Origin of the sequence: Ureibacillus chungkukjangi, assembly GCF_044795995.1 — a bacterium.
Classification (GTDB): Bacteria; Bacillota; Bacilli; order Bacillales_A; family Planococcaceae; genus Ureibacillus; species Ureibacillus chungkukjangi.
This window is the reverse complement of sequence record NZ_CP085009.1, coordinates 1,398,823-1,420,820: the sequence shown is the minus strand read 5'-3', so window position 1 is coordinate 1,420,820 and position 21,998 is coordinate 1,398,823. Positions and strand designations below refer to the sequence as shown.

At 38.2% G+C, this 21,998-nt stretch carries 22 protein-coding genes; 1 reads left to right on the top strand and 21 read right to left on the bottom strand.

Features of this window, described 5'->3' with window-relative positions:
• Positions 1-298 precede the first annotated feature (298 nt).
• On the top strand, positions 299-1,213 hold the full coding sequence (locus LG296_RS06915; RefSeq protein WP_404427752.1) for a nuclease-related domain-containing protein: 915 nt from the start codon (positions 299-301) through the stop codon (positions 1,211-1,213).
• A gap of 79 nt (positions 1,214-1,292) precedes the next feature.
• Here the strand turns inward: LG296_RS06915 and LG296_RS06910 are convergent, their stop codons facing one another.
• The 21 genes from LG296_RS06910 to LG296_RS06810 all read right to left on the bottom strand — a co-directional run bounded on the left by LG296_RS06910 (position 1,293) and on the right by LG296_RS06810 (position 21,903).
• Entirely contained in the window at positions 1,293-1,460 is a 168-nt protein-coding gene (locus LG296_RS06910) for a hypothetical protein (RefSeq protein WP_404427751.1), read from the bottom strand.
• A 753-nt stretch (positions 1,461-2,213) separates the two neighbouring features.
• The gene (locus LG296_RS06905; protein WP_107932954.1) at positions 2,214-2,480 is read right to left on the bottom strand and encodes a stage V sporulation protein S; all 267 of its coding nucleotides are present in this window, start codon (positions 2,478-2,480) and stop codon (positions 2,214-2,216) included.
• Positions 2,481-3,191: 711 nt separating this feature from the next.
• The gene (locus tag LG296_RS06900) at positions 3,192-3,401 is read right to left on the bottom strand and encodes a hypothetical protein (protein ID WP_404427750.1); all 210 of its coding nucleotides are present in this window, start codon (positions 3,399-3,401) and stop codon (positions 3,192-3,194) included.
• A gap of 50 nt (positions 3,402-3,451) precedes the next feature.
• On the bottom strand, positions 3,452-4,249 hold the full coding sequence (locus tag LG296_RS06895; RefSeq protein ID WP_251397487.1) for a TIGR00282 family metallophosphoesterase: 798 nt from the start codon (positions 4,247-4,249) through the stop codon (positions 3,452-3,454).
• 321 nt (positions 4,250-4,570) lie between these two features.
• The gene (locus tag LG296_RS06890; RefSeq protein ID WP_404427749.1) at positions 4,571-5,278 is read right to left on the bottom strand and encodes a CpsD/CapB family tyrosine-protein kinase; all 708 of its coding nucleotides are present in this window, start codon (positions 5,276-5,278) and stop codon (positions 4,571-4,573) included.
• Between the two features lie 5 nt (positions 5,279-5,283).
• A complete protein-coding gene (locus LG296_RS06885; protein ID WP_404427748.1) occupies positions 5,284-5,994 on the bottom strand; it encodes a YveK family protein in 711 nt (236 codons plus the stop codon).
• A 127-nt stretch (positions 5,995-6,121) separates the two neighbouring features.
• Positions 6,122-7,093 (bottom strand): UDP-glucose 4-epimerase GalE, encoded by a 972-nt coding sequence (gene galE, locus LG296_RS06880; RefSeq protein ID WP_404427747.1) that lies wholly within the window; start codon positions 7,091-7,093, stop codon positions 6,122-6,124.
• 19 nt (positions 7,094-7,112) lie between these two features.
• Complete coding sequence (locus tag LG296_RS06875) at positions 7,113-7,709, bottom strand: acyltransferase (RefSeq protein ID WP_404427746.1); 597 nt, start codon at positions 7,707-7,709, stop codon at positions 7,113-7,115.
• 93 nt (positions 7,710-7,802) lie between these two features.
• Positions 7,803-8,816, bottom strand: a complete 1,014-nt coding sequence (locus tag LG296_RS06870) for an NAD-dependent epimerase/dehydratase family protein (protein ID WP_404427745.1) — start codon at positions 8,814-8,816, stop codon at positions 7,803-7,805.
• A gap of 18 nt (positions 8,817-8,834) precedes the next feature.
• Entirely contained in the window at positions 8,835-10,157 is a 1,323-nt protein-coding gene (locus LG296_RS06865; RefSeq protein WP_404427744.1) for a nucleotide sugar dehydrogenase, read from the bottom strand.
• Between the two features lie 24 nt (positions 10,158-10,181).
• On the bottom strand, positions 10,182-11,312 hold the full coding sequence (locus LG296_RS06860; RefSeq protein WP_404427743.1) for a glycosyltransferase: 1,131 nt from the start codon (positions 11,310-11,312) through the stop codon (positions 10,182-10,184).
• 18 nt (positions 11,313-11,330) lie between these two features.
• Positions 11,331-12,068 (bottom strand): WecB/TagA/CpsF family glycosyltransferase, encoded by a 738-nt coding sequence (locus LG296_RS06855; RefSeq protein WP_404427742.1) that lies wholly within the window; start codon positions 12,066-12,068, stop codon positions 11,331-11,333.
• 4 nt (positions 12,069-12,072) lie between these two features.
• Entirely contained in the window at positions 12,073-13,143 is a 1,071-nt protein-coding gene (locus LG296_RS06850; protein ID WP_404427741.1) for an O-antigen ligase family protein, read from the bottom strand.
• Positions 13,144-13,308: 165 nt separating this feature from the next.
• Complete coding sequence (locus LG296_RS06845) at positions 13,309-13,923, bottom strand: sugar transferase (RefSeq protein ID WP_404427970.1); 615 nt, start codon at positions 13,921-13,923, stop codon at positions 13,309-13,311.
• Between the two features lie 119 nt (positions 13,924-14,042).
• The gene (locus tag LG296_RS06840) at positions 14,043-15,335 is read right to left on the bottom strand and encodes a glucose-6-phosphate isomerase (RefSeq protein WP_404427740.1); all 1,293 of its coding nucleotides are present in this window, start codon (positions 15,333-15,335) and stop codon (positions 14,043-14,045) included.
• A gap of 32 nt (positions 15,336-15,367) precedes the next feature.
• The gene (rffA, locus tag LG296_RS06835) at positions 15,368-16,504 is read right to left on the bottom strand and encodes a dTDP-4-amino-4,6-dideoxygalactose transaminase (RefSeq protein WP_404427739.1); all 1,137 of its coding nucleotides are present in this window, start codon (positions 16,502-16,504) and stop codon (positions 15,368-15,370) included.
• Positions 16,491-17,411: a glucose-1-phosphate thymidylyltransferase RfbA gene (gene rfbA, locus LG296_RS06830; protein ID WP_404427738.1), complete on the bottom strand. Its 921-nt coding sequence runs from the start codon at positions 17,409-17,411 to the stop codon at positions 16,491-16,493. Before rfbA ends, rffA begins: the two co-directional genes overlap by 14 nt.
• Positions 17,412-17,463: 52 nt before the next feature.
• Positions 17,464-18,933, bottom strand: a complete 1,470-nt coding sequence (locus tag LG296_RS06825; protein WP_404427737.1) for a lipopolysaccharide biosynthesis protein — start codon at positions 18,931-18,933, stop codon at positions 17,464-17,466.
• Positions 18,918-19,895: a glycosyltransferase family 2 protein gene (locus tag LG296_RS06820; protein ID WP_404427736.1), complete on the bottom strand. Its 978-nt coding sequence runs from the start codon at positions 19,893-19,895 to the stop codon at positions 18,918-18,920. Before LG296_RS06820 ends, LG296_RS06825 begins: the two co-directional genes overlap by 16 nt.
• A gap of 167 nt (positions 19,896-20,062) precedes the next feature.
• Positions 20,063-20,968, bottom strand: coding sequence for an LCP family protein (locus LG296_RS06815; protein ID WP_404427735.1), 906 nt, complete (start codon positions 20,966-20,968; stop codon positions 20,063-20,065).
• Between the two features lie 431 nt (positions 20,969-21,399).
• A complete protein-coding gene (locus tag LG296_RS06810) occupies positions 21,400-21,903 on the bottom strand; it encodes a competence protein ComK (protein ID WP_404427734.1) in 504 nt (167 codons plus the stop codon).
• Positions 21,904-21,998: the final 95 nt, after the last annotated feature.

Genomic DNA, 21,998 nt, shown 5'->3' with positions numbered 1-21,998 from the left:
TATCTTTTTTTCCTTCATTAGTTTAACACGAACAAATCCCATAAACTATCGGAAATACTGCATTTTCTTTAAAATCAGACCTTTGACGGAAACATTGTTCACGAGATTGTTGACATTGGTTTGCGCTTAGTACGAGCCTGGTTAGATTTGTTATTTAATAAGAAGAAACTTTTACCAAAATCTGAGTTTTCATTTGATTAAATCTAGTAAAAAATTATTTTGGAGATTTGTTAGATTTTAGGTAATATTTTTACTAAAATATAGGTATCTACTAACCTAGCGAAAGGACTTAAACAATTTGATTTATAAAACTCGAACAGAATCCCCAGAATTAAGGCTACTAAGATCCCTCAAAAATCGGTATCCTTCCCCTACTACAAATCAAACCTACCATAATCTCAATAAAGGCTATATAGGAGAGGTCTTATTTGATAAGCTAATAGAAAAACTTACATGTCCATGTCTAGTTTTGAACGATTTGCTTTTCAAGGTAAACAACCAAATTTTTCAAGTGGATGCATTAATGATTTTAAGTAATCAAATTCATGTTTTCGAAGTGAAAAATTTAGAAGGTGATTATTTTTACGAAAAAGAGTGCTTTTTTCCGAGAAATAAACCCGGAAATGAAATCTCCAACCCCTTACTGCAATTAGAACGAACAACCTCCCTGATTCGTCAACTATTACAAAAATTAGAATTCCCCATTTCGATTCAGTCTTCAGTTATCTTCATCAACCCTAAGTTTGTTTTGTACAAGGCTCCTATGGACAAACCAATACTTTTTGCAAATCAACTCGACCGTTTCATGCAAAAATTTAACTCGGTTCAATCACCACTAGGCAAAAAACATCAACAGTTAGCAGCAAAATTACTTTCTTTAAATGAAAACGAAAATCCTTACAAAAGGCTCCCCTCCTACCAATATCAAGACCTACGCAAGGGTATTTCTTGCTCAGTTTGTCATTCGTTTTCCGTAGAGGTCCATCATAGTAAATGTATATGTATATGTAGCGATTGCGGATTTGAGGAAAAGGTGAAGGCTGCCGTTTTGAGGAGCGTTGAGGAGTTTAAGTTGTTATTTCCGGGCGAGAAAGTCACGACTAACCGAATATTTGAATGGTGTAAGATTATAGCTCCTAAAAGGAAAATTCAACGGATTTTAGAAAAGAATTATACTAAAGTAGGTGTACACCAGTGGATGTACTATGAATAAAAATGTAAAGTTACTTGTTTCAGCTTATTCTTGAATTATTAAGGAATCGAGGAAATAGGTAGGTTTTATCTCCTAATGTTTATGAACGCCAGAAATATTGCTGGCTTTTTTGGAAGTGGCTTTCATCTTTCTTATGAATGCCACTTTTTTTACTGGCTCCTTCGAAAGTGGCTTTCATTCCTCCTATGAACGCCACTTTTTTGCTCGCCTCTTCGAAAGTGGCTTTCAGCTCTCCTATGTACGCCACTTTTTTTTACTTGCCTTTTCGAAAGTGGCGTTCAGCTCTCCTATGAATGCCACTTTTTTACTCGCCTTTTCGAAAGTGGCTTTCATCACCACTATGAACGCCACTTTTTTTACTCGCCTCTTCGAAAGTGGCTTTCATCTCTCCTATGTACGCCACTTTTTTTACTCGCCTCTACGAAAGTGGCTTTCATCTCTCCTATGTACGCCACTTTTTTTACTCGCCTTTTCGAAAGTGGCTTCATCACCACTATGAACGCCACTTTTTTTGCTGGCTCCTTCGAAAGGGGCTTTCATTCCTCCTATGAACGCCACTTTTTTTACTGGATCCTTCGAAAGTGGCTTTCAGCTCTCCTATGAATACCACTTTTTTTACTCGCCTTTTCGAAAGTGGCGTTCAGCTCTCCTATGAATGCCACTTTTTTTACTGGATCCTTCGAAAGTGGCTTTCATTCCTCCTATGAACGCCACTTTTTTTACTCGCCTCTTCGAAAGTGGCTTTCAGCTCTCCTATGAACGCCACTTTTTTTACTCGCCTCTTCGAAAGTGGCTTTCAGCTCTCCTATGAATGCCACTTTTTTTACTCGCCTCTCCGAAAGTGGCTTTCATCACCACTATGAACGCCACTTTTTTTACTCACATCTTCAAAAAGTGGCACTCATTTTACCTACCAACATATACTCCCACAATTCACACTAAAAAAGCCCTCCAAACCAGCATCTCTGCCGGTTTGAAAGGGCTCCAACTTTTTAAACGTTTATCGAGTTCTTTTTTCAACGACTAACTTTAATGCCGTGCGATCTTCCCCACCGATAGTGATATCTGCGAACGCGGGTGCACAAATTAAGTCCGTGCCACTTGGCGCAACGAAACCTCGTGCAATCGCAACTGCCTTTACTGCCTGATTTAATGCACCTGCACCTACAGCTTGCATTTCTGCATACCCTTGCTCTCGAATAACAGCAACAAGCGCACCTGCAACAGAATTTGGATTAGAGCGAGACGATACTTTTAATGAATCCACATTTATTCCTCCCCATATTAGCTATATTTTTAGATGTTGAATGAAGCATCGGTTAGTAGGCGTTCATTCAAAGGACTTCAACTTAGTGTCCGTATCACATTTTATGTCGCTAATTTACAAATTAGAATCGCATCTAGTCCAAATTGGAAGTTAAAACGATTTATTTTTTTGAGATTTATAGAAACATATTATTTTGGGGATGAAAATATGCGTTGGGGTGCGTGTTGTGTGTGCTGGAGATGGATCTAGTTTGTGTAGGGAGCTTATATTTATTTGAGAAGATAAAGATTAACGCTTTCATTATGTTAAAAAGCGCACACTTTTGAGAAACCTGCAAGTTCATTATGAAGTGAAGCATCATAATAAATTCTCAATAATTTGGCACAAATTTATCAAGCACTCTTGCTTTTTCTTAACTAGGTTGCAAGATTTAGTTACTCAAGTGAATTGTTAAGGGCAAAGACTTAAGGATATGTTACTTTCTTTATTTGAAAAGTGCTCGCTTCTGAGAAACCTGCAAGTTCATTATGAAGTGAATCATCATAATAAATTCCCAATAAATTTGGCACAAATTTATTAAACACTCTTGCTTTTTCTTAACTCGGTTGCAAGCTTTAGTTACTCAAGTGAATTGTTAAGGCACAGATTTAAAGATATGTTACTTTCTTCAATTGCAAAGCGTACGCATCTACTGAATCTTGCCACTTCGAGCTATAATCTTGCCACTTTTCGAATTATTCTAGCCACTTTTTGTCGAAATTCAGCCACTTTCTTCAATAATCTAGCCAGTTCAAAATTCCACTTGCCTTTGTAGTTTATAATTAATAAATTTATCATAAATTTATTAACACTTTCTATCTTTTTTCTATTTTTATTCGAAAGTAATACTCCGAAAATATATCCGCCAAATAAAACGTGCAATGCTCCTCCAGCAACTAGAAAAGCCCACCAAAGTTGGTGGGCTTTTCTTACTACCCTTTAAAAGGATAATCAGCATTGATATAGATACGCTCGCAACGTAGAGCTTTTCCTGTCTTATCATCAATCTCAACGAAGAAGCCGCTCAAGACTTCGCGGCCTTCTTTTGGCACTTCGAAGCGGGCCGGCATGTTGGTTTGGAATTTGTAGATGACGCTTTCTTTTTGCATTCCTAGGATTTCATCGTATGGGCCTGTCATGCCTACGTCAGTAATATAGGCTGTGCCTCCTGGGTAGATGCGGCTGTCGGCAGTTTGGACATGTGTGTGCGTGCCCACTACTGCTGAAACGCGGCCGTCTAGATGCCAGCCTAATGCGATTTTCTCACTTGTTACTTCAGCATGGAAATCGACAAATACTAATGGAGATGTTTTGCGCGCTTCCTCAACTAGCTTGTCGGCCATTGCAAATGGGTCCTCGTGTGGTGGTAAGAAGACACGGCCGTGTAAGTTGATAACCGATAATGTCACACCATTCTTCGAGATTTGGACCATCCCTTTACCAGGCGCCTCCTCGGAGAAGTTGGCAGGGCGAATTAAATAATCCGCATCGTCGATAAAGTCGAAGATGTCTTTATTATCCCAAGTGTGGTTTCCCATTGTGATGACATCCACACCAACCTGTAGCAATTGCTGGTAAATCTTTTGTGTAATTCCGCGACCAGCTGCTGCGTTTTCACCATTTGCGATCACGACATCGGCAGCATATTTTCTTTTTAAACGTGGCAAATATTTTTCAACGGCTTCACGGCCAATCGATCCTACGATATCACCAATAAAAATTACTTTCATTTTATAAATCACTCTTTCTCACTAAATCAGTCTATTCATTTTAACACTCCAATCACAATTTGCGCAAAATAACTGGAAAAATAAAAAAATCACTAGTGCACTCTCGCCTAGTGATTATGGTTTCAATGCTCGACTAATCGACTGAAACATGCTAAACATAGCTATCCATAAAGGAATCGACAGCAAAAATGCTATAAAGACCCCTTTGAAAAAGTTCCCGTCTTCTTTCATGAACCTCAAACCCTTTTTTACTCATGCTCTCCATTAAGTAAAAAAGTTAATCAATCTTACGCATAACAGTGACACCGTTCATTCCCTCGCTCAATTTGAATAAGTATAGTAATTCTTATAATAATCCTTGGGCATTTTGTAATTGTTTAAGATGGTGCCTAGGATTTTGGCTTTTGAGGTTTGGAGGATTTCTTCTGATTTGAGGAAGTCCTCTTTCTTGGAGACACCTGAATTGACGATTAGTAGGGTGCCGTCGCATTTGTTTGCTAGAATTTGTGAGTCGGCGATTGAGATAATTGGTGGACCGTCGAAAATTATTAGATCATATTTTTCTTTCATTTCCTCTATTAAATTGTCCATATTTTTGGAGGATAGTAATTCGGTCGGATTTGGTGGAATGGCTCCACTAGGTAGCACCTCTAGCCCTGTAACTGGCGTTTCTTGAATCGCATTGAAATAAAAGTTTTTCCCGATTAGAACATGGGATAGCCCGATATGGTTTCTTACATTAAATGTGAATTGTAAAGTTGGTTTACGTAAATCAGCGTCTATTAAGAGTACTCTTTTTCCTTCTTGCGCAAAAACTACCGCCAGATTGGCAGCATTTGTCGATTTCCCCTCGCTCGGCTTTGAGGATGTTACTAAAATGGTCTTCAATTTTTTTTCAGGAATTATAAAATTGATGTTTGCTCGAATTGTTCGGAACTGCTCAGACAAAATTGAATTTCCATCGGTGATTGTAACAAGTTTCCGAGCCATTTTGGCATTCCTTAATTTCTTTTTCTTCTTCCCAAACATTCGATTTACCTCCCCCTAGCGATGTGACTAGCTTTTTTCTCAATCTCAAACGGACTGATGAAGCCTATAATTGGAATATTGCTTATTGTTTCAATGTCGTTTTCATTTTTAATGGTAGTGTCAAATATCTCGATCAAAAATGATAGGCCGATTGCACTTAAAAGGCTAACCACCGCTGCAATTGCGACATTTAGTATTTTACGAGGTTTAATTGGTTTTGGATTTTCTCTTTCAATGGCTGGGGACAGGATATTAATATTATCCACATCCATTAGTGAAGTAATTTCTTCTTTAAAAACGGTTGCTACATTGTTTGCAATCTTTACTACCTGCTTCGAGTCGGGATCCTCTACAATAATGTTGACGACCTTCGAGTTTTCTTGGTGGGATACTGTTATTTTGTTAGCTAATTCCTCAGAGTTCATCTTCATATCCAATCCATCGACAACTCTATCTAGAATAGCAGGGCTTTTTATAATGACATTATACGTATCGATTAGTTGAAGGTCTGATTCGTTTCGAGACCATGTATCGCTTTCTTGACCAGTACTTTTTTGGTTTACTAAAATCTGTGTATGGGCTTCATAGATATCAGGGAGGAGATAATAATTTATCCCTGCTGTTATTCCTGTAATTACAACTACTATACTAAAAATAAAGAATGCCCTTTTTTTTAGTACCTTCATTATTTCCTGCACACCATTTTTTTCTTTCATTTTATATATCCTCCCCGAGTAGATACTAAAAATGAATGCAAATAAATTCTCATTTTTGTCTAGGATTCGAATTCTAGTATTCAATAGTCTTCCAAAAGCTATCTACTATCCGAAACAATTTACTTCGTTAGAATCTCTTTTCACGATGCCAATTCCAAGCACTTTCAATAATTTCCTCTAAATTATGCTCAGCCTTCCATCCAAATACCTGCTCTATTTTACGAGCAGATGCAACTAAACGAGCTGGGTCACCAGGACGCTTTTCACAGTTTTCAACAATACATTGTAAGCCGGTCACTTTTTCGCAGGTTTCAATTATTTCTCTCACAGAATAGCCCTGTCCATTCCCCAAGTTGAAAATTGCGGACTTGCTATCACTACTGAGTAAATTGTCCAATGCTAAAATATGGGCATTTGCTAGATCTGTTACATGGATATAATCACGAATGCATGTGCCGTCCGGTGTGTCGTAATTTGTACCAAAAATCGATACCTTCTCACGAAAACCTGCTAGTTGCTCCAAAACTATTGGAATCAAGTGAGTTTCAGGCTCATGACTTTCACCAATTACAGACGATTCATGAGCACCAGCAGCATTAAAATATCTTAAACTCACAAACCTGAAATCATAGGCTTTTGCATAATCTTCAAGAATCTCTTCAATCATTCGTTTCGATTTCCCATAAGGATTAATGGGATTTAGAGGTACTGATTCATCGATATATTCTATATTTGGCGTCCCATATGTTGCTGCAGTCGATGAAAAGATCATTCTCCCTACTCTGTGCTTTACCATGACATTCAATAGATTAAGTGTTGCACCTACATTGTTTGCATAATATTTTTTCGGGTCTATCACAGACTCTCCCACCAAGCTTGATGCAGCAAAGTGCATGACCGCCCGAATGGGATATTCTGAGAAGATTGTATCTAAATGATTAAAGTCTCCAATATCCGCTTGTATAAATGTAGCCCTTTCATCCACTGATTCTAGATGCCCCGTTGAAAGATTATCTAAAACCAAGACTTCCTCTTTTTCTACTAACTCTTTTACAAGATGGCTTCCGATATAACCCGCTCCACCTGCTACTAAAATCATGTAAGTAGCTCCCTTAAATTTATTCCCATTGCACATTTGACTTTATAACTTTTGCTGGTACGCCACCAACAATCGAATGCGCCGGAACATCCTTTGTTACAACTGCACCTGCTGCAACAATAGCTCCTTTTCCTATAGTCACACCTTTTAAAATCGTTGCGTTTAGCCCAATCCACACATGGTCTTCAATGACAATTGGTGCAGTCATTTGATAGCCTTCATAAAGAATCTGATGATCATCAGAATCACGGATTGTAACACCCTCTGAAATTTTCACATCGTACCCAATTTGGATGCGCTCAAAGCATGAAATATTTGACCGATAGCTGATATAACCAGAACCGATCTCAAGCCTAGCGTTTTCTCCAAGCAGCATGAAAAACCCAGTAAACAAACTGAAATGTCCATTTACAACAAGCTCTGCCCCTTCTCTTAAGCTTAGGCTCGAGTCAAATAAACCGCAGTCATCGGTAAAACCTAAATTTAGTTTTCCATTAATATGGATTGATGAATTTTTAGCGAGGCCAATCTGTACCTTTCTATAAACCCTCGCCTTCAATCGAGCGCTCTTATAAAAATTTAACTTGACAATTTTTTTAAGTTTCCCTTGAATCATAGAGCCGCTAACCCCCAACCGAACCACAAATCAACAAATCAAATCAAATACAGGTATTGCATAGAAAATTAGAATTCCCTGAACCAATTTCCCTTACTTCACTTCAGCAACTTCATCCAAAGACTTCCCAACCCACCATGGATTGGCTTTTGCCCATCCAATTGTTTTTGAGATCCCTTCCTCTAGCTGAATTTCAGACTTCCAGCCCAAAATTTCCTCAGCCTTATCCACTTTAGGGATGCGGCGGATAATGTCCTCGTACTGCTTTCCGTATTCCTCACTTGTGATAAATTGCTTGTAGCCGATATCACTTTGGGCTGTTGATAGAACAGTTTCGATGACATCTTTTACTGTTACTTCAACAGAGTTTCCTAGATTAATAGCTTCTCCAACAGCTTCTTCAGTTACAGCAGCAAGGATTAGCCCTTTTACGATGTCATCTACATAAGTGAAGCATCTTGTCATTTTGCCATCGTCATAGAGTAATGGCTGTTCGTCGCGCAATACCTTGTTAATGCTTTGAGAAACAACAAAGTTCGGACTTTGTCTTGGACCATATACATTAAAGAAGCGAACAATGACAAATGGAAGGCCACTTTGCTTGTACATACCGTAAAGCATATGCTCACAAACAGCTTTCCCTGTTGAATAGCTCCAACGATCTACATAGGTTGGTCCTAAAACACGGTCTCCGTCTTCAGCCCATGGTACCTCAGGGTTTTTCCCGTACACTTCGCTTGTACTAGTAAAGATAACTTTCGTATTTGACTTTGCTGCTTCAGCTAGAATATGACGTGTGCCAATAACAACAATATCAACCAGCTTCAGGGGATCATCGATATAATGGTTAATGCCCACTACTGAGGCAAGATGATAGATGGCAGTGGCATCCTCCTGCCAAAATGCCTGGATGTCCTCTTGTTTTCGTAAGTCTCCAACAAAGTAATGCAATTTTTCATGATTACGTACTTCCTTAAGGTTATTTGCCTTTTCAATTGGCACCACATCAAATACGTACACTTCGTTATTATTTGCTAATAGAGTTTCAACTAAGTGACTTCCGACAAATCCTGCTCCACCTGTTACCATTACGACTGAATTTTTCATATTTTAATCGCTCCCCAGTTATCGCCCTACGCCTTTATAGCTTAGGCCTAATCGATTCAAAATTTTAATCTCTTCCTTAGTAAAGAACCTACGTCCATCAAAAATTAAGGCATTGTCATTGGCTAACTCGGCAATGCGTTCTAAAGGCAGCTCCTGAAATTCATCATGACCAGCTAAAAAGGCTACACAATCAGCACCGAGCACTGTTTTTTCAATATCTTTACTTACTGGCAAACTAGTTACCATTGCTTCATCATGCTCACTTGTCCATGGATCACAAATTTCAAGGTTGTAGCCGTAACGAAGGAGTTCATCTATCACAGGCTTTGTCGGGGTGAAGCGACAATCCCCTGTATTATTCTTAAAGGCAATGCCTAAAATCGCAATTTTCAAGTTACTTGGCTCTCCTAAGCTCTTCAAATGGGAATCGATTAGCCCAGCAGAATAGTGAGGCATGCTATCATTGACGATTCGTCCAGCCTTCGGTAAGTTAAGCTCAATTCCATACTCGGTGCCTAAATGCTGAACAAACCAAGGATCCTTCGTTAAGCAATAGCCCCCCACTCCTACAGATGGTGTTAAAATATTTACGTGCTGTCCCCTACTACCTTTAGGTAAACTATTGGCCGCTCCTATAATCTCTAACACATCGATTTGTAATTGGTCTGCTATTTTTGCCAGCTCCCCGGCTAGGGCAATATTCAAATCAATCCAAAGATTATCAGAAAGCTTGACCATTTCGGCTGTAGTCGCATCTGTTACTTCCATTACCGCAATCCCTAAAGAATTACGCCAAAAATCAGCTGCTGCACTTGTGCTCGACTCGTCTACTCCACCTACAACAATCGGGATTGTCTTAAACTCTTGAATTGCCTTTCCTTCAGCTAATCGCTCTGGACAAAAGGCAATCTTCACTCCCTTTACCTCACGTAGCAGTGGGGCAACAAGTTCCTTAGTTGTATTAGGCGGAACCGTACTTTTAATCATTACCAGTGCATCCTCTTGTAGATATGGGGCAATTGATTTAATAGCAGCCTCGATTTGGGATGTATCAGCATTATACGCTTCGTTCAAAGGGGTACCCACTGTCACGATTACTGTCTCACAATACTTCACAACAGAAGAGTCGTTTGACACAAATAATCTTTCACTTGCCACATTCTTTTCTATCAACTCTTCTAGCTCTGGCTCTCTAAAGGGGCTTTTTCTATTTTGAACAGCACTAATTATGCGCTCGTTATTTTCAATTCCGTAAACTGTGTAGCCCTCATCTGCAAGGACCGCACCGATTACTGAACCAATATATCCGAAACCTACAATGGCAACCTGACCTTTACTCATAGCACCCTCCAAATTCAACTTTTTTCAAATTTTTAATACAGCTTCTAATTTTTCTTTATAGGATTTGCAGCGAACTTCCCAGGAGTTTTCCTTTGCAAGCTCAATTCGCTTGTTTCTTTTTTCCCCGGAATCGTTTCGGATGGCAGAGAGCACCTTGCTTGTAAATGACTCTGTATCCTCACCAATTTCGATTACATCGCTAAAATGAACTAAATCCGGCAATGCCGTTGCGACTATCGGCTTTCCGGTTGCAAAGCATTCAAACAACTTCGCTGGGAATGTGCCCTTCGTAAATTCAGTCACTTTATAAGGTAAGATTAAGACGTCACTGCTACTTAATGCAGCAGGCAGCTCATGATGTGGAATGGTGTCATGATGAATCAGCCTAGAATGCTTCAATGGAATCCCTTCAGGTGCTGGACCGATTAACTTAACCGTAAGCCCACTATCAAGGAGCCCTTCAATGATCTCCCAATCAAACCGGTAATGATCAATTCCACCAAAGTAAGTAGCCTCTTTCACGACCGTGCTTTCAATTTCTGCAACGTAGATTTCATGAAAGTGTTCAAAATTAACCGCCGCAGGTATTTGAATAATGGGATTCTTTTTACTCTGATGCTTTTTGTGCAAATGCCGAGAATCGACTATTAATACATCAGATTTTTGGATTAATTGGTCCTCAGTTTTCACAATATCCTTTGGAATACCAGGGAAGTTTTCGAAATTTAACACACAATCATAAATCGTCTTAATGGGTTCTAGCTGCTCCATTAAAAACAAGGAAGTACTAGTTGGAATATAGGTAATAAATATGATAGGCTTCTGGGAGTATTTTTTTATCTTTTTTACGAGATTCGGTGTAAATAGTTTTTTGTTTAGAATACGAAATAGCTTGTAGGTAGGAGGTGCGACGATTGGGGGTAGAATTGTTAGGTTATCAATTTTACTAGTATTTTTCAGTTCTTTTTCTGCTGTTAAGCCTCTATTCAATCGTTCAAAGGCCTTCGAGACATTTGGATTTCGTAAGCCTGTCGTTTCTATGAAGGTTACTTCGGTAAATTGTGAGAAATATTGTGCTATAATCTGATGCCTTTGCCATAGGAAATCCCATTTTATGCTGGATAATATTACTATATGAACATTATCTAATTTCATGTACTCTCTCCCTATCAATTAAGCAAATTTCAGCTGTAAAACCTTTAAAATATATTTAAAATTTCCAAAGATATATCGTCTATATAATCTTCTTGGTTCCTGGACTAATCGAAATAACCATTCAAATCCTGTCTTTTGCATAAGCACTGGGGCTCTTTTTACATTGTACGAATAATAGTCATATAAGCCCCCACAGGTAATGAGGGTTGTAGCCTCTAAGAAATCAGCATACTGTTGAACCCATTTCTCTTGCTTTGGATTGCCTAGTCCAACAAATAATATATCAACATTTAGTGTGTTTATAAGGTTAATAACGTTAAAACTCTCTAAATGGTCAAAGTATCCGTGATGTGTTCCAGCTATCGTTACATGGGGATATTGCTCTAAGAAATTTTGCTGTACCTTGGCTGCTGTTCCTTGCTCTCCACCAAGTAAAAATACCTTTAAATCGCTTTTCTCAGTATTTAGCTTTTTAAAAAGGGCCGGAAATAGATCGGTCGTGGCAATACGTTCCTTTGCAACTGGGATTTTAAGAATTTTTTGCGCATAGATTACCCCCATCCCATCCACATAGACTAAACTCTCTTTTTGATTGATAATCCGACGATATTCCTCGTCCTTCCAGTAATTGAGCATACAGTCCGAGTTGATGGCAAAGTAGGCTTGTCTTTTCTTGTCGTTCGAATTTGCCACAATCAACTGCAGGAGCTCATCTTGACTACCTAAAAACACTTCCTTTTCAATGAAGTTCTTCATCCATTCATTCCTTTTCAAAGAAGATACGGTTACTTTTAATCAGTAAGGCTACAAAAATAAAATAAAAAACAATGAGCCAGTTTGAACCATCTATATCTTCTACTAGGAAAACTATAGGCATAATGAGCATGAATATTGTCAGCATTTTACTAAACGGATTTTCTTTTGCAGATATGATTTTTAACGTAATAATGATAAAAACGATTGTCCCCAATAGTACACCAAGGATGCCTGTTTTATACATAAACCCTATAAAAGTTGAATGTGAGCCCAACGGATAACCAATTGCTGAGCGATCCTTAATACCCATACCGATGATAGGGGAATTTTCAAAAGGAATTCGTATGCTTTCAACCATTAAAAAGGTTCGACTATCATTACTACCTTCCCTAGCACTAAACAATTCAAGTAGATTCGTCATAAAGGACTCCGATAGATCGGTGTAAAAAAATGCGGTAATCACAGTCGCTAGTGACAAAGTGTAAATAACGACTATTTTTTTGTAATCTAGGTATTTATGGAGATAGAATAATAATAGAGCAGCTAACCCGATGACAATTACGAGATACCCACTGCGTGAATAAGTACTAATAATCGGCAATAGCCCTAAGACAATGAGAAATCTAGAAGCCCAATACCTTTCCATCCCTAAAGCATGCTTACAAAAAAGCGGGTAAAAAAACAAACAAAACATAATGATTAAATTAGGATATTCCATCAACCCAACAAAGCGTACAACCTCTGTCCCACTAAACCATTCTGTATAATACAAAACCTTATCAGATATACTTATTTCTCTTATGCCTGTAACAAAATAGATGCCCTGGCTCACCATCCACAAACCGATTAAGCCGATATAATTATAAAAGGAGATTTTTTGAATCGCCTGAAGGTCAATTTGCTCAGTTTTATAAACTAAGTAGTAAAACAAAGCAACAATCCATATACTAATCGTATTTAATGTCGCAAGAATTCGTTCAAATCCAAAGGAATAGGTCACCAGATTCACGACTACCGAAAAGATATAAATCGAGATATAAAAGATTAAAAAGTAGCTTAGCACATCAAATTTCAATTTTTCTTGGCGGAATAAACACACTAAAACGGCAGCTATTATAACGAATTGGACTTCCTTAGGTAAAAGAATCAGCGGCCAAAGTAAATAGAATAATAGAAGCTCACTTCTAGGAAATTTCCTCAGGATTATCACCAAACTTTTTTCGTATAATGTGTCAATTTACTAATAAGCATTTTTTGAGCCAAATAGCACAAGCACTGTTTTGAAAATTAGCTTTAAATCGATGAGATAGTTTCGTTCTTGAATATATTTTAAGTCCAGCTCTACCCATTCCTTAAATCCGATATTACTTCTTCCGCTCACCTGCCAATAGCAGGTCAGTCCTGGTCTAACAGTTAAACGTTGATATTCATAGCTCGTATACTGATCGACTTCTTCTGGTAATGGAGGTCTTGGTCCGACTAAAGTCATTTCTCCCTTTAATACATTAAATAGTTGGGGCAGTTCATCCATACTAGTTTTCCTTATAAATCGCCCCACCTTTGTGACGCGTGGATCTTGTTTTATTTTAAATACTGGTCCTACTGCTTCGTTCTGGTCGACTAAGAATGCCTTTAAATCCTCAGCATTCTCAACCATTGACCGAAACTTATACATATAAAATTCTCTTCCGTCTTTCCCGACTCGAATCTGTTTAAATAGCACTGGAGCTTTTTTGTTGGCTAGCTTGATGATACAGGCAATGACCAAGAAAAGAGGAGACAAAAGAATTAAACCTACTATTGTAAGAACTAGATCTGTCATTCTTTTGCCCATCAAATACAATTTACCATCCATAGCTGTAATTACTTCGTTAGAGCAATTCTTTGGACTTCCCTGTGAACTCTCCTCAAAAGATTTTACTTTCAATTGAAATCCACCATCTCTTTTTGCAGATTATTGTTTTTTCTAGCGCATTAAAGGTAAGCATTGTCTACTTGTAATAGGTTTTGAATTTTAGATTTATAGGCTTCAACACCTGGTTGGTCAAAAGGATTTACATCTAGCAAATAGGAGCTCATAGCACAGGCCTTCATGAAGAAATAGATTAAGTAGCCCATATGGAAGGCATCTAATGATTTAAATTCCATGAGAAGCACTGGTACTCTCCCCTCGGAATGTGCCGCTACCACCGCATTTTTAAATATGTCATTGATCTCATTAAAGCTTTTACTCGACAAATAGTTCAGGTGATCTACATCTGTGTCATTATAGGGAATAAAACAATCCTCTTTTGTTTCATGAAAATGAAGAACGGTTTCAAAGAGAATTGGATTTCCCTCTTGAATGAATTGACCAACTGAATGGAGATCCGTGGAGTAATTTACCGCTGCTGGGTAAAGTCCCCGCTTTTCCTTCCCTTCACTTTCTGCAAACAATTGCTGCCACCACTTATGGAAATTTGCTAAGGACGGCTCAAAGGAGGCCAAGAGCTCGATTTGATAGCCTCTTTTGTATAGCTCATAACGAATAACTGCATAACGATAGGCGTCGTTGTGTTCAACATTTTCTTCCTTGAGCTTTAAAGCGGCAATTTTGGCTCCCTCTAAAAGCTGGCTAATATCGATACCTGCTACAGCAATAGGCAGTAGTCCCACAGGCGTTAACACAGAATAGCGTCCCCCAATATTCGATGGAATGGCAAATTGTCGATAACCCTCTTGATCAGCTAATTGCTTTAGGATGCCTTTTTCTCCATCGGTTGTAACAATAATGCGTCGATGTGCTTCTTCTCCGTAACGTCCCTCCAGGTAGCTGCGAAGAATTCGAAAGGCTACTGCCGGCTCAATGGTATTACCAGATTTAGAAATCACATTAAGATAGACTTCTCGATTTTCTAAGCTACTTAAAAGCTGGTTGATATAGCTACCACTCATGCTTTGCCCAACATAAATGACCTCAATCCCATTAGGGTGACAGCCAAAATAGGGTGTCAATGCATCTTGAATGGCCTTTGCTCCTAAATAGGAGCCCCCAATCCCGATTACGATAAAAACATCAGCATTTGTTTTAATCTCAAAGGCAAGCTCCTGTATATCTCTGATGATGCAATCCTGCTGTTCTAAAGGATGATTAATCCATCCTGTCAAGTTAATATTCGCTTCTTCCATATGATGATGGATGTCAGAAACTAGTGAAGAATAAGAGGCCCAATCAATTTGAGGAAAAGAATCATTTACCTTTACTTTTCGTAGAGAACTAATTACCAAAGTCTCCCTCATTCCTTCAAAAATATTAAATTTTAAGCTTGCTTCACAGTCAAAAAGTACTCATTAATTGTTTCATAAACCGTTTTCGTCTTTTGTAATTCATAGTAAATTGGCAATCTTATTAAGCGCTCGCTATCAGCTGTTGTATGCTCATCCTCCCCGTGGAAGATGGTATAGCGTTTGCCAGCTGGAGAAGAATGTAAGGGAACATAATGGCTTACACATTGAATTCCATTTTCCTTCAGGTAACTCACGAGCTGCTGTCGCTCTGACGCTTTTTTTACTTTTATATAAAATATATGACCGTTTGCCACGCATTCTTTTGGAATGATAGGAAGCTCTAATAAATTTTGACTTTCAAAGATTTTAAGATTTTCATAGTAATCATTCCAAATCTGTAAGCGCGCGGCTAAGATTTCTTCATTATTTTCTAGCTGAGCATACAAATAAGCTGCATTTAACTCACTGGGCAAATAAGAGGAACCCATTTCCTGCCAATTGTATTTATCTACCTGACCTAGTACAAATTGCGTTCGATTAGTTCCCTTTTCTCGTATAATTTCTGCGCGGCTTATAAAGCGTTCATCATTAATGAGAAGGGCGCCTCCCTCACCTGACACAAAATTCTTCGTTTCATGAAAGCTATAAGCACCAATATGGCCAATTGTCCCAAGCATTCGTCCCTTATAAGTACTCATTAATCCTTGTGCCGCATCCTCTACCACGAACAAATTATAACGATTCGCGATTTCCAAAATCGTATCCATCTCACAGCCCACACCAGCATAATGTACCGCTACAATGGCCTTTGTTTTCTCTGTAATAGCCGCTTCAATTTTAGTTTCATCGATATTCATCGTATCTGGACGAATATCAACAAACACAATCTTTGCCCCGCGTAGAACAAAGGCATTTGCAGTTGATGTAAAGGTAAAGGATGGCATGATCACTTCATCATCAACCTGGATATCTAGTAACAGAGCTGCCATCTCTAGTGCATGGGTACAGCTAGTTGTTAAAAGAGCCTTTTGTGTTCCGGTAACAGCTTCTAGCCATTCATGGCATTTCTTTGTATACTTTCCATCTCCTGATAGTCTTCTATCCTCTATGGCATCTGTAATATATTCGAGCTCTTTTCCTGTTACTGGCGGTGTATTAAATGGAATCATAGGATAATACCTCCTGTAGTCGTTTTGTAGTTGTCGCTGGGTATTGTTTTGAAACTTCTACTAAGTATTTCCCATACTCTGTTTTCATAAGTGGCTTGGCAAACTTCAGGAGCTCATCTCTTGTCACATAGCCTTTTCTGTAAGCTATTTCCTCAATACAAGCAATGTACAGACCTTGTCTTTTCTGAATTGCTTCAACAAAATTCGAAGCCTCGAGCAGCGATTCATGGGTACCTGTATCTAACCAAGCAACCCCACGCCCAAGTACCTCGACCTTCAGTTCTCCACTAGTTAAATATTCTTCAATAATAGAGGTAATCTCTTTTTCTCCTCTTTTAGAGGGCTGCACGCTTTTCGCAATGTCTACTACACGATTATCGAAGAAATATAAGCCTGGAATTGCATAAGGAGACTTAGGATTTCTAGGCTTTTCTTCAACAGAAATAGCGTTCATATCATCATCAACTTCCACTACACCATATGCCCTTGGATCCTTTACAAAGCATCCGAAGATTAAGCCTCCTTCTGTTAAAGCGGATGCCTTCATGAGCTGCTCACTAAAGTTAGAGCCATAAAATATATTATCACCTAGCACTAATGCCACTGGAGAATTTCCTATAAACTCCTCCCCAATGATAAAGGCATCAGCAAGTCCTGTTGGCCGCTCTTGAACTGCATATTGAATGTCGAGCCCAAGCTGCCTGCCATCCTCTAATAACTCTTTGAATACCTCGATATCTCTTGGAGTAGAAATGATTAAGATTTCCGTAATCCCTGCCAGCATCAATACAGATAAGGGGTAGTAAATCATCGGCTTATCATAAACTGGTAAAATCTGTTTGGAAATTGATTTAGTTAAAGGGTAGAGTCTGGTCCCTGAGCCTCCAGCTAAAATAATTCCTTTCATTTATCAATCTCCTTTTTGTTTATATTAAGTGGAAACGCACTTGTTAATATTGTTAGGAAGCTCCTTCTAAGGATACTTTTTTACCTCTTTGCTTTCTTAAAAGAGAGAGTAAATAAGTAAAACACTCGAGTTTAAGTAAGCTAGCTGCACAAACATAAAATATTATCCCCGCTAGTACCTGGAGTAAAATTGTTGGTAAGTCGGATAAGCCCAACCACTTAATACAGTAAATACAAGCACCCATTAATACGGAGAGTAAAATAGCCGGAAGTGCATCCTTCCATTGCTCTATTAGGTGATAATTAAGCAGCTTCTTATTTGGATAGCCATCCACAATTGGCGCAATAATGCCATTTACGAGCATCCCTAAAGCCATTGCATGAGTCCCAAATGGGATCGTAATCGCTAAGATTATTAACCCTACAACGATTTTAATAATCTCTAATTTTAGATAGATATCACTGCGCCCTACCGCTTTTATGGCCTGTAAATTCGAGATATCCACGGTCCATAAGGCGTAATAGATACAGAAGATTTGCAGGAAAGGTACAGTTGGAAGCCATTTCTCTGTTAATAACAGCCTGATGAGCGGCTCTGCGATGACAGCCAGTCCTACCATCATCGGAAAAACGATAAAGGTGCTCAAGCTAATTAGCCGCCGAACCATCTCCTTTAGCTTTACTTTGTTATCCTGTTCGGCTGAGAGTGCTGGAAACATAACATTTTGGATAGAGCCATTGATATTATCTACAATGATATTGGGAAACTGCATCCCTCTGTTATAGAAGCCCAAAAGTGCTGGGTTAAATAATTTCCCGATTAATAGATTTTGTAAATTCAAGTAAAAGGTATAAATGAGTGAGGACACTAGCAGCTTCCAGCCATAATTGTATAGCTGCTTGATACGTGTGATCGAAAATATTAATCTCGGCCTCCAGTTCACTGTGAACCAAAGAATCATTGGAACCATAAAACGATGGATTAATTGCTGGGCAACGAGTGCCCATATTCCAAAATTCAACAATGCCATCGCAATTCCCACAGCCCCTGAAAGTACGACTGCTATTAAACTACTGACAAATAGATTCTTAAACTGCATATTTCGAGATATGATAGCATTTTGAATAGATAATATCGCCCCAGAAAATAGGGTGAGCGATAGGATTCTTAAGACCGAGACTAATTGTGGTTCGTCAAAAAAGGAAGCAATCATAGGAGCCGAGAAGTAAAGTATGAAGTAAAGTAAGCTAGCCACAACTAGATTCAGATAAAAAATGGACGAAAAATCGATTTCATCTGCGTCCTTCTTTTGGATAAGAGCTGAGCCAAATCCGCTTTCTACTATTAAACTACTGATTGTTATAAAAATCGTTACAATGACAATTAGACCAAAGTCCTCTGGTAATAGAAGACGGGCTAATAGAATCATCACTAGAAATTGAATGCCTTGGGTTCCCCCTCTTTCTAGTACCTTCCAGATAATAGAGGAGAGGATTTTACCTCTTGTTATGTGGTAGTCCAACCTACCAGCCTCCTATTAACCGTTCTAAGGAACTTAGAGAGCTTCGGAGAGTATTGATCTACAAAGTAAATCAGCTTTCTTTTCGTAGGTAATTCATCGTAAAGCTTTCGATACTCGCCAGACTTTAATTCTTTAAACTTACCTTCTTCTATTAATAGTAAAAACTGATTACTTAGGTTGGCTCTTTTGATAGCTTCAGCATATTGGAAATTGGTGAATTCATTAACCTCACCAAGCATCACCTCAAGCTTACGAAAGGACTCCTTCTTTTTTTCAAGTTCAGAAAACTCTCTTTCTGTCCACGAGCCACTTACTCCTACTCTGTAAGCAGACATAAACTCATCCATATAATAGACCTTACCTTGCAAGCCTAAGTTAATAACTAAATGGTAATCATGAATATCTGGTACAACGTTGAAGAAAGCAGGTCGGTTTTGATCACATTCTGTTCTATACACCATGGCATTTGTATTAAAAAGTCCGCCGCCACCTTCTATTAACTCATCAACGCTAAAATATTTGTTTTCTTTATGTGGCCGACTTTGACCAATGGTTTTTTTGTCCTCGGCAGACACCATATATCCTGCATGAAAGCATAGACTGCAATCTGCATTGTCTTCCATAAAATCAATCTGCTTTTGCAGCTTATTCGGATCTGTCCAATAATCATCTCCCTCACAAATGGCAATGTATTTCCCATTTGCCCGGTCGATATTAAAACGGTCAACCATCTTCTTTTTAGAGTATTGGTTTTCGGTTTGATAGATGGGCTTGATAATATGTGGATATTGGCTTTCATAGCCTCGAATGATTTCAGCTGTAGTGTCAGTAGATGCATCATCATAAATTAAGATTTCATAGTTAAAATCGGTCTTCTGCATTAGCATACTTTCAATCGCATCAGCTATAAAATCCTCGTGGTTATAAGTAACACAGCTAATGCTAACTAAAATATTATCCATCTAACAAACACTCCTAATTGTAAATTTCTTAGTACCTACTACCTTGAATACCCTCAACTTTTTAAGTCTTACGCATTCTATGTAGTAAATGTTGACTATATTCTTTCGTAGTAAAAAATAAAATTTTGTCGATTTCTCCAAAAACCTATACGAATTATCTAAATTTTTCAAAGCTCTAAATGCTCTTTTAACGTTTCATGTATTTCTTTTAGCTGATTTTCATCAGGCATATAGTAGTAGATCCCATTCATTATGGAATCTGTCCCGTTATTCAGGTATAGCTGTTCGATTTCTCCAAAGCTATTCCGATAATCCTTTTGAATGGTAAGTAAGTCATCAAAAACCATATTCATCTCTAAATTCTTCTCTAGAGATTCAAAAATAGATTTATAATTAAAAACTGTATTTAAGGACAGACTCTTTTTTAAAACAGCCTGTATCACTTGTTTTTGTCGATTTTGTCTGCCAAAATCACCCTCTGGATCGTCATAACGCATTCTTACATATTTCAATGCCTTTTGTCCGTTTAGTTGAAGCTCTCCCTTTTTGAAATACTCACCCTCATAGGTAAAGTCAAAAGAGTTTTCCACTGTTATTCCACCGACGATATCAATAATTTCAACAAAGCTCTCCATATTAACCTTTGCTACATAATCGATTGGAATATCTAAAAGCTCCTCAACACTTTGTATTGTCGTTTTCAATCCCCCATATGCATAGGCATGGTTTAGCTTATCCTTCATGTCCAACCCTATTAATTCTGTATAAGTATCTCGTGGAATACTTAACATTTTAGTAGAGTTAAGAGTAGGATTGACGGTTAAAACAATCATCGTATCAGATCGCCCCATGTCTCCATCTCGTTCATCAACGCCTAAAATAAGAGCTGAAAATGGGTCCTTTGCTGCCACATCAATAATCTTCTCCCGTTTTACAGAAAGTTCGTCATGAAAGGGCTTGTACACCACTTCGACCGTTTCCTTTACATCACTATAGACTTTATAGACTGCCGCACAGCTTCCAGCACAAACGACGAACACAACAATCGCAGCCCACTTCCATATCCCTCTCATTCCATCTATCTACTCCTTCAATGGGACATTATTCATAGCATAAATATATATTTGAAATACCAATTTTATTCGTTAAATTACTCATTTTGAAAAAAATAAAGTTTTGAATAATGAATTAGGGGATATGAAGCTTGGGAAATTTCAAACAAATGCTTATTCTTCTAATATAACGTCTTGGTTTTAGAGAAATCATTACTTTCTTAATATAATAAATTAATGATAGATTTGATGGGTGTGAGATTAGTAACACTCAAATGACTTATAACACATATATAGATTGAGGCTAGGAATTTTGTATTACGGTTTTAAAACCTAAAATCCCCATCAACGAGGTTAATGGGGATAGACGCTTGGAAATCAAATTTTTCACATCAGGGTTTAGTCAATTGTTTGAAAATCCTTTTGTAGCGAGTAAATCTATTTAGATAGATTTATGTATAATGAGGCTCTTTTGAAAAGGTCATATACATTTGATAAGGCTTGGGGGAACCAATTTTCTGTTGAAGTTGATAGGCTTTAGCTTTATGTCTCAGGATGGCACATTCTCTTGCCTTTACTTTTATTCGTAAGCCATTGTCGAAAACGAGCTCGCTAAAGTCATGCTGTGGGTTAATGGTGAAATTTAAGTCGAAAATATAAACAATGCCAATCGTATCATATGCGGGAAGCTGCATGGCAATCAATTGGAGACGCTCAGATATGATTACGGGTGGCCGCTTTTTAATATTTAACAGCTGACGAGCACCATCACGCCTTCCCTCTAGGTTTGAACCGTAATTTAAGCAAAAATCATTCATTACGTCATCTTCTGTTTTTAGGGATTTAAGTGAACCTCGATTTGTATGAAGCATTGATAAATGTGTCCCATCATGATGTGGAGTAACTGCGATGCAATAACCTGATGTCAAAAACTTGATTTCCTTTTCTACAATCACTAAACCTTCCTCCAATCAACATTTTAAGAATGTACTGGCTAGTACTTATGTAACGAGTGTATGAAAATATTACCATAAAAGTCAATATACTCAAA

Coding starts and splice junctions, on each gene's coding strand:
- galE (WP_404427747.1), bottom strand. CDS start 7,093: ATGATTTTAGTAGCAGGTGGAGCGGGTTATATCGGAAGCCATCTTGTA.
- rffA (WP_404427739.1), bottom strand. CDS start 16,504: ATGATTCCATTTAATACACCGCCAGTAACAGGAAAAGAGCTCGAATAT.
- LG296_RS06885 (WP_404427748.1), bottom strand. CDS start 5,994: ATGAAAGAAAAAAATGGTGTGCAGGAAATAATGAAGGTACTAAAAAAA.
- LG296_RS06855 (WP_404427742.1), bottom strand. CDS start 12,068: ATGAAGAACTTCATTGAAAAGGAAGTGTTTTTAGGTAGTCAAGATGAG.
- rfbA (WP_404427738.1), bottom strand. CDS start 17,411: ATGAAAGGAATTATTTTAGCTGGAGGCTCAGGGACCAGACTCTACCCT.
- LG296_RS06895 (WP_251397487.1), bottom strand. CDS start 4,249: ATGAAAGTAATTTTTATTGGTGATATCGTAGGATCGATTGGCCGTGAA.
- LG296_RS06890 (WP_404427749.1), bottom strand. CDS start 5,278: ATGTTTGGGAAGAAGAAAAAGAAATTAAGGAATGCCAAAATGGCTCGG.
- LG296_RS06860 (WP_404427743.1), bottom strand. CDS start 11,312: ATGAAATTAGATAATGTTCATATAGTAATATTATCCAGCATAAAATGG.
- LG296_RS06870 (WP_404427745.1), bottom strand. CDS start 8,816: ATGAAAAATTCAGTCGTAATGGTAACAGGTGGAGCAGGATTTGTCGGA.
- LG296_RS06845 (WP_404427970.1), bottom strand. CDS start 13,923: ATGGATGGTAAATTGTATTTGATGGGCAAAAGAATGACAGATCTAGTT.
- LG296_RS06865 (WP_404427744.1), bottom strand. CDS start 10,157: ATGAGTAAAGGTCAGGTTGCCATTGTAGGTTTCGGATATATTGGTTCA.
- LG296_RS06875 (WP_404427746.1), bottom strand. CDS start 7,709: ATGATTCAAGGGAAACTTAAAAAAATTGTCAAGTTAAATTTTTATAAG.
- LG296_RS06815 (WP_404427735.1), bottom strand. CDS start 20,968: ATGAGAGGGATATGGAAGTGGGCTGCGATTGTTGTGTTCGTCGTTTGT.
- LG296_RS06820 (WP_404427736.1), bottom strand. CDS start 19,895: ATGGATAATATTTTAGTTAGCATTAGCTGTGTTACTTATAACCACGAG.